6 protein-coding genes and 2 pseudogenes are annotated in these 5904 nt (G+C 69.3%); 5 read left to right on the forward strand and 3 right to left on the reverse strand.

The window, feature by feature from the left end; all coding sequences use genetic code 11:
• Positions 1-287: 287 nt before the first annotated feature.
• Positions 288-440 (reverse strand): annotated as a pseudogene (locus BCD49_RS46335) (IS701 family transposase); the annotation flags it as partial.
• A 352-nt stretch (positions 441-792) separates the two neighbouring features.
• Between BCD49_RS46335 and BCD49_RS43990 the strand changes: the two are divergent.
• From BCD49_RS43990 to BCD49_RS06450, 3 genes and pseudogenes are all read left to right on the forward strand, one after another.
• Positions 793-1050 (forward strand): hypothetical protein, encoded by a 258-nt coding sequence (locus BCD49_RS43990; protein ID WP_007507724.1) that lies wholly within the window; start codon positions 793-795, stop codon positions 1048-1050.
• 73 nt (positions 1051-1123) lie between these two features.
• Positions 1124-2853: pseudogene (locus BCD49_RS46340) on the forward strand (DEAD/DEAH box helicase).
• Between the two features lie 2 nt (positions 2854-2855).
• On the forward strand, positions 2856-3416 hold the full coding sequence (locus BCD49_RS06450) for a hypothetical protein (protein ID WP_007507728.1): 561 nt from the start codon (positions 2856-2858) through the stop codon (positions 3414-3416).
• 262 nt (positions 3417-3678) lie between these two features.
• On the opposite strand, the gene BCD49_RS43425 is transcribed toward BCD49_RS06450, so the two are convergent.
• Entirely contained in the window at positions 3679-3855 is a 177-nt protein-coding gene (locus BCD49_RS43425) for a hypothetical protein (RefSeq protein ID WP_007507732.1), read from the reverse strand.
• A 184-nt stretch (positions 3856-4039) separates the two neighbouring features.
• Here BCD49_RS43425 and BCD49_RS06455 point away from each other — a divergent pair, with 184 nt between their 5' ends.
• Entirely contained in the window at positions 4040-4633 is a 594-nt protein-coding gene (locus BCD49_RS06455; protein WP_007507740.1) for a CGNR zinc finger domain-containing protein, read from the forward strand.
• A complete protein-coding gene (locus BCD49_RS06460; RefSeq protein WP_007507741.1) occupies positions 4630-5073 on the forward strand; it encodes a phosphatase domain-containing protein in 444 nt (147 codons plus the stop codon). Before BCD49_RS06455 ends, BCD49_RS06460 begins: the two co-directional genes overlap by 4 nt.
• A gap of 267 nt (positions 5074-5340) precedes the next feature.
• On the opposite strand, the gene BCD49_RS06465 is transcribed toward BCD49_RS06460, so the two are convergent.
• Positions 5341-5904: transposase (locus BCD49_RS06465; protein ID WP_131803384.1), on the reverse strand; the 564-nt coding region annotated here is incomplete at its 5' end.

The following is a 5904-nucleotide window of genomic DNA, read 5'->3' on the forward strand; positions in this document are numbered from 1 at the left end:
AAGGCTGGATGACGGGAGCCGGATGAGGCGAGAGTCTCACGTCCGGATCTACGAGCGCCGAGGGGTGAGACTCCCCTCGGCGACTCACCCAGCGTCGCCACAGTTCGCAGGAGCTGATCGTCTCGGCGGTGTGGCGCGGGTTGAGATGGACGGCGGCCAGGCAGTGGCGGATGGAGTGGGCCGTGGGCCGCAGCGGTGGTCCGGGGATCAGCCAGTGGCCCCGCTCTCGCTGGTCCTCTGGTCTTTTCCCAGGTGGCGAGCTGTTCCGGCTCGGGGTCCTGGTCGGGGTCGGGGAAGGCGGCGCGTTGGACGGCGAGGAACGCGGTGGCGAGCATGCAGGCGGTGACGTGCCGGTGCCACGGAGTCCACTTGCGCATCTGGTAGGAGTCGAGGCCGACGAGCCGTTTGTTGATCTCATTGTCCTCCTCGATCTGCCAGCGGCCCGCACAGGCGCTGGCGCCCATCCCCTCCTGCTCCCGGTGCCGCGCACGACGCGGGACACGGGGCGGGACAGGGCGCAGAGCAGAGGCAGAACACAAGGTGAGGGCACGGAATTCGCGCGAAGTCAAAAAACAGGATCAGAAATTGACACGGCGCTTGGCGCCATGCCCACGGGGCGCACTAAACCGTCGGTCCGCTCACATCTTCAAGAATTGACAGAGCACTTGGCGGCATGCCCTCGGGGGCGCCGGAAAATCGCCGACCGTTACCGGCCGCCCGGGAATTGACACACGCCCGATGGTTGTCTACGGTCCGCTCGTCAGCTTTTCCAGACCGCGTCCGAAGGTCTTCATGACTACATCCACGTTGCCGAAGTCCAGGCAGCAGTTGATTCTTGCCGTTCTCATGGTGTGTTCACTGCTGATCTGGCTGGACAACACTGTCCTGAGCACCACCCTGGAGACCCTCGCGGACCCGGTCCGTGGGCTGACTGCCGGGGGCGCGCCGGAGCCCGCGCGGGACGGCGGCCCGACCGCGGACGAGACGGCCCCCCGGGCTGGGGCCGAGGACCTGACCGCCCGCGAGGGCGCCGACGTGGGCACCCGCTGACGCCATGGGAACCAGGCAGAAACCCCCCGAGGCGCGGTCGGACAGTCAGGCCACATACCTGCCCGACCGGCACATGTTCGCCCTGTGGACCTGGTCCGACGGCACCGTGGGGGCGGCCCCGGCGGTCGGTGACGTCGAGACCGCTCCCCTGGTTGTGCCGACGCCGGACCTCGGCAGGCTCAAGGTGTCCGACGTCGATTGCGTGCTGATCGAGCCGGACCGGCTCGTGGCCGTGCCCCTCGACTCGCCCGGCCGGTCGGTGGACGTCTGGCGGTCGTGGATCGCGGGCAGCGAGTCGGCTCTGCCGATCGCCGCGCACGCGGTCCCCGACGCCACGGGTGTCGCCGTCACGACGGCGGAACACGCGGGCGGCGTCTTCCGCCGCACCACCTCGGTGGAGGCCGAGATGCGCGCGGCGCTCACCGCCAAGCTGCGCCCGTATCAGGTGCGCGGGGTGAGCTGGCTGCGCGAGACCATCGAGACGCACGGCGGCGCGGTGCTGGCCGACGAGATGGGACTCGGCAAGACCCTACAGACCATCGGCTGTGTCGCCGGACGGGCCGAGAGGGGCCGCAACTGGTGGTCTGTCCCACGTCGTTGGTGGGGAACTGGGCACACGAGATCGCGCGGTTCGCACCTGGCCTGCGGGCTACGATCTGGCGCGGCGGGCCGCTACCCGAGGTGGACAACGGCACGGTGGTGCTCACCGGCTACCCCACGCTGCGCACGCACAGCCCGGCCCTGGCGGGGATCCAGTGGAGCACCGTGGTCTTCGACGAGGCGCAGAGCCTGAAGAACCCCCGTACGCAGGTGTCGAAGGCCGCGCGCACCATCGCGGCCGACGCGCGGATCGCCCTGACCGGGACGCCCGTCGAGAATCACCTCGACGAGCTGTGGGCCCTGCTCAATCTGGTCGCACCGTACCTGTTCGGGAACCGGACGCAGTTCCGCCGTCGCTTCGTGCGGCCGATCTCGGACGGCTCCCTGGCCGCTTCCGCCCGGCTGCGCGGGGCCATCGAGCCGGTCGTGCTGATGCGGAAGAAGTCCCAGGTCGCGAGGTCGCTCCCGCCCAAGATCCACGCGGATCTCATCTGCGACCTCACCGAGGAGCAGGAGCGGCTGTACGACCGGCTGCTGGAGCAGGTCATCGACGACGGCTTCGGCGGTGGCACCCAGCGGCAGACCAAGGTGCTTGCGGTCCTGACCTCGCTCAAGCAGGTCTGCAACCATCCGGGCCTGATCACGGACGACTTCGGGGAGCTGTCGGGCAGGTCGGGCAAGCTCGACCTGTGCACCGACATCGTGGCCAACAACCTGGAGAACGACTCTCCGACCCTCGTCTTCACCCAGTACCGGCAGACCGGTGAGCTGCTGGTCCGGCACTTCGCCGAACAGTTCGGGGTCAGTACGCCGTTCTTCCACGGCGGCCTGAACCAGGAGCAACGGGCCGACATCGTCCGCCGGTTCCAGTCCGACGACGGTCCGAAGGTGCTCGTCCTCAGCCTGAAGGCCGGGGGCACCGGGCTCACGCTCACGCGCGCGGCCGACGTCATCCACTTCGACCGGTGGTGGAACCCGGCCGTGGAGGCCCAGGCGTCCGACCGGGTCCACCGGATCGGTCAGACCCGCACGGTCACCGTCACCACCCTGACCACCGGGACCACCGTCGAGGAGCACATCGCGGCCATGCACAACCACAAGTCCGCGCTGTCGGACATCGCCGACATGTCCAGCGTCGCCGAGCTGACCCGCCTGGACGACGACCGTCTCATCGAGGTCCTGCGCCGGAAGCGAGTCAACTGACGATGGCCGACCACGACTACGGTTACACGAAGTGGGGCATGGACTGGGTCCGGTTCGCCGAGTCGTTGCGCCAGACCCGTCTCTATCCCCAACTGCCGAGCGCGCGGCGCATGGCGCGCGACGGGAAGGTGCAGATCACGTTCGACGGCCGGACCGTGCGCGCCGTCGTGCACCGCGGCCGCGGCACCTCGGTGGTCACGATCGAGGTCGCGCCGATGTCCACGGGGGCGACGGCCGAGATCTCCCGACAGCTGAGCAGCATCCAGCCCCTGCTCACTGACGATCTGTACCGCGCGATCGCCGACGCGGGCCATCCGCCCGCACCGGTCCTCGACAGCGTCGACTGCTCCTGCCCGGCCGCCACTCCGCGGTGCGTCCATGAGCTGGCCGTCTACTACGACATGGCGCGGCGCATCGACGGCGATCCCCGCATCGCTCTCGACGTGCAGGGCTTCTTCCGCACTTCGGCGGGCGGCGGCCAGGCGCCCGCCGAGGCGACGGCGCAGCGCTGGATCGCACTCAACTCCCTTGATCCTGCCGCCTACTTCACGGTGGCCGAGTGACCCGGCCGGCCCAAGGAGGAGCGGTGCGTGCCCGCTCGGCGGGCATGCGCCCTCACCACCCTCCGAGCCCTCGCATCCTCCGGCCGTGACGGCCCCGCTCGCCCGCTCCGCCCGCGCCGTGGCACGGCCATCATCGCCTGAGGGCCCGCACGGTCGTAGAACTTCCCGGCGATATGGTCGAGGATCTCCGGATCGACGTTCTTGACCCGCTCCCCGTACATGCTTCGCACCACCGCGCGTGAGGCGTGCTGGATGTCCAGGCTCAGCCGCTCCAGTACCGAAAGTCCGGACCCCATGGAGTCCGCCCGGTAGCACGGGAGACGAGAACAATCGCGTCGACGTCCCGGTTCACGTCGGCCACGAGCCACCGCAGCACCGCGGTGACGCCCATGGACTGGGCCATGACCACGGAGACCCGGCTCGGCACCGCTTCGATCACCCGGTCGACCTACTGGGCCGCCGCGGCGGTCAACTGGTCCGCCGCGACCATCATCCACCCGCTCTCGTCCTGCCTCGAGTCGACCGGGCGATCAAGCGGACCGCACCGACGGATCCCTCCTCCATCCCAGGCGCGTAAGTGGTATAGTCGCCTTATGCCAGTTACCATGATCGGAGGGTCGGCGATGCGGCTGCCCCTGGTCGACTACACGGTGGGGGCGACGGTCGCAACGGACCTGGTCAACACCTCGCCCACAGTGCGGACTATCGAGGGCGAGGCCCTTCCGGACCCGGAYGCCCTCGCGGCCTTCCTGGCCGAGCACGGTCTCCACCGGGGCGCCGCCGGGGCGGACAGCTTCCCGCCCACGGCCGACGAGGTCCGTCGGGTGCATTTTCTGCGCCGCGAGGTGCGTGGCGTCCTGGAGACCGCGACCGAGGATCACGCGGTCGCTGGCGCGACCGTGCTACTCAGGCGGGCCGGTCTCGCCCCGACGTTGCAGCGCGACGCCGCCAACCGCTGGCAGTGGCACATCCCCACCGTGGCAGGCGCGTCGCTCGTTGACGAGCTGGCCGCACTCGTGGGTGCTGGTCTCCTTGGAGTCATCCGGACGCTCGGACACGAACGATTCCGCGCCTGCCAGGCCCCGGACTGCCGGGGAGTGTTCGTCGACATCAGCCGAGCTGGACAGCGCCGCTACTGCATGCCCGACCGGTGCGGCAACCGCCTCAACGTGGCAAACCACCGCGCCCGCCGACAGATCACGGGCATGGCGCGGTGAGCACTCCGCCCCTCGTCGGCGCATTCCAACTCCCCGACGGCTCCTGGGTCCGCGGCCGCGGCCTGCGCCGTCCGGCGCCAGACGGCGAATCGCCCGACTTCGGCCTCTATCTGGGATCCCGTCGCCTGCGCCACCGACACGACGCCACACTTCCCTGGCCGCGCACGTGGATCGACTGGCCCGATTTCCTCCTGCCCCGCGACCACGACCAAGCCGTCCGGCACATCCGGGCGCTCCACGAACAGGCACAGTCCGGCGCGGCAGTCGAGGTCGCATGCGGAGGCGGAGTCGGCCGCACCGGCACTGTCATCGCCTGCCTCGCCGTCCTGGCCGGACTGGACCCCGCCGACGCCACCGCCTGGACCCGGCAACACCACCATCCCCGAGCGGTCGAGACCCCCTGGCAGCGCCGCTGGGTCACCAGGTTCCCCCGCCGCTGATCGCTACCGGTCCTGGTGAACGAACACCGAACGATCACTCCCACAGCACCCCGGAATTCCCTCATCGTGCCGCACGGGGATCCCATCGCTTCGCGTTAGCCGAGCAATGAGCGGCAAGTCCTCCACCTCGACCACCGTCCCGAAGGACCGAACGCTGCGATCGGACTCTGGTCTGGCACACACCCAGTACGACGCCGGGCTCATATTCCTACCGCGGGAATCTCCGAAGATCGATAAATTAGTTCGGAGGGGATGCTCCTATGGATGTCAAGTGATCACTGGAAGATCGTTTGGTTCTCGTAGGGTGGTGAGGATCGCGTAGAGTTCCCGGGCGACGTAGCGCTTGAGGCAGCGGATGATCTCTTTCTTGCTCTTGCCCTCCTTGGTGCGGCGCTCGACGTAGGCACGGGTTCTCGCGTCCCAGCGCAGGCGGGAGAGCACGACCCGGTAGAGCGCGGCGTTCGCCTGGCGGTCGCCACCGCGGTTGAGTCGGTAGCGATGGGTCCGGCCTGAGGACGCGGGTAGCGGGGCGACGCCGCAGAGCATTGCGAACGCGGCCTCTGAGCGCATCCGGTCGGGGTTGGCTCCCATGGTGACGAGCAKCTGGCCGGCGGTGTCCGGGCCGACGCCTTGGACCTCGAGCAGTTTTGGGCTGATCGTGACCACGAGCCGGTTGATGACTGTGTCGAGGTCGCGGATCTCGACGGACAACCGCTGATGGCGGCGCGCAAGGCTGCGCAGTGCAAGCCGAACAGCGACCGCGGGGTCGCCGGCGTGTGCGACCGCGATGTCGGCGCTGGCGCAGACCTCCACAAGGCGCGTGGCGGTCAG

Origin of the sequence: Pseudofrankia sp. EUN1h (assembly GCF_001854645.1) — a bacterium.
GTDB classification, from domain to species: domain Bacteria; phylum Actinomycetota; class Actinomycetes; order Frankiales; family Frankiaceae; genus Pseudofrankia; species Pseudofrankia saprophytica.